Annotated in this window: 1 protein-coding gene; it reads right to left on the bottom strand. The window is 37.7% G+C overall.

Annotation, left to right across the window (positions count from 1 at the left end; all coding sequences use genetic code 11):
* Positions 1 to 1,670, bottom strand: a 1,670-nt coding sequence (locus tag WBN20_RS12110; RefSeq protein ID WP_424281868.1) for a TonB-dependent receptor plug domain-containing protein, incomplete at its 3' end; no start/stop codon positions are given.
* Positions 1,671 to 1,936 lie beyond the last annotated feature (266 nt).

Below are 1,936 nucleotides of genomic sequence, written 5' to 3'. Positions count from 1 at the left end.
CCAGTATACTGAGCATAAGATGATTCTTGCCCTGCTACAATTTCATAGTTCTCATAACGATATTCTCCGCCAAAAGCCACATTAAAACCACTAAAGATATCATCATAAAACTGGGTAATATCCAGGTTGGTTGTATTTTGCGCAAAAGAAAAACCACCAGCATCAAAAGTTGTAGGTGATGCACTCTGAAGAGAAGCATTAAAAGTATTCCCTATTGTATAAAGAAATGCATTCCTTCCATACGTATTACTGAAATCCACACTCCAATCTCCAACTTTTCCCTTGATACCTATTGCTATAGATTGATCTTTAATATTAGAATTTATTTCCGGCAGAAATCCGTTAAGATACGCGGGGGTATAGGTTCTACTCTGATTGGGAAGTCTGTAAAAACCTGCAGAATTTCCTGTTCTCGAACTAATCCCGGCAAAAGAATATAATTCCGTTCCGTAGTCGTCTAAAGGAAGTGCAAAATTCGCAAAGAAACGACCACCTCTTAATGCAGACTGCCCGACTCTCATATTAAAATCACTTCTTACCAATCCCCTGGCTGTTAATTCAGATTCTGTATTATCAACAGATAGAATAGGCTGCAATTCTGCTTTTGTAGTTGCGCCCCCTATATCAATCCCTGCAGCATTTGCATATTGAATTACATCGGTTACATCGTCATCTAATAAGGCTGATACATCGTAGCCATCAGCATTTGCAAATCGTTCTACAGTATTGTACTGATTAAATACATCGCCTTCCCATTCTTTCATCCGACTATAGTCCTGTCGAACATCAAAATCTCCGGAAAAATTTAGATATCCTCCTCTTTCACCCAAAGAAATTCCATAACTACCAGCTACATTCGTAGCTTCGCCATCTGATCCTCCTGTTTGCCCATTGGCATTCTTTGAAAAATTTGCGCCAGTAGTTACTGTAAGATTTAATTCACCTGAACCTTTATTTAGAATAATATTGATTACTCCTGCAATTGCATCCGATCCATATTGTGCCGCAGCTCCATCTCTCAATACCTCAACACGTTGTATTGAAGCTGCAGGAATAGCATTTAAATCTGTTCCTACACTTCCTCTACCAAATGTACCATTCACATTTACCAGGGAAGATGTATGCCTTCTTTTTCCGTTAATTAAAACCAATACCTGATCTGGTCCTAAACCTCTGAGCGAGGCAGGGTCTATATGATCTGTTCCATCTGAAATGGTTTGTGTATTGGAAGTAAATGAAGGCGCAACATAATTTAAAATCTGATTTAAATTTACCTGAGGGCCAACTCTTGCCAATTCCTTAACATCAATAACATCTACAGGAACGGTGCTCTCAGTGGCAACTCTGTTGGGGTTACGGGAACCTGTAATTATAACCTCGCTCAACGCCAAACCGGAAACCAGGGTGATGTTAAGAATTGTACTGTTTGCCAGAACTTCGAGAGGTTCGTACCCTATAAAAGAAACAATTAACCTGTCACCAAGGATGGCATCTATACTATAGTTTCCATCAAAATCTGTTGTAGTACCAATAGTAGTACCTTTTTTAACCACTGAAGCTCCAACCAGCGGAACCCCCTGATCATCTGTTACAGTGCCAGTTATCTGTCCATTTACAATGCCAATGGCACCGAATATTAAGACAAAAATAATTAAGTAATGTTGTTTCATATCTTGTTAAATTTGAGTTAATTTCCCGATAAGGTAAACAAAACTTATTTTAAATAGCTGGTTATTGTTTAATTTTTTCTTTTGGATCTTTACGGATACAGCTAATATTGAACTGTTTAAGGCTTTAAATAATATTGTAATTTTGATACAAAATAATTAGTATGCAAAAAATTATTGACCGGTTTATTAGCTATGTAGTTATAGATACCCAAAGTGATCCAAATTCAAACAGTACTCCGAGTACAGAAAAACAATGGGTGCTGGCC

Origin of the sequence: Eudoraea sp., from assembly GCF_049665975.1 — a bacterium.
GTDB lineage: Bacteria > Bacteroidota > Bacteroidia > Flavobacteriales > Flavobacteriaceae > Eudoraea.
The sequence above is the reverse complement of the archived record's forward strand: the minus strand, read 5'-3'. Positions and strand labels throughout refer to the sequence as shown.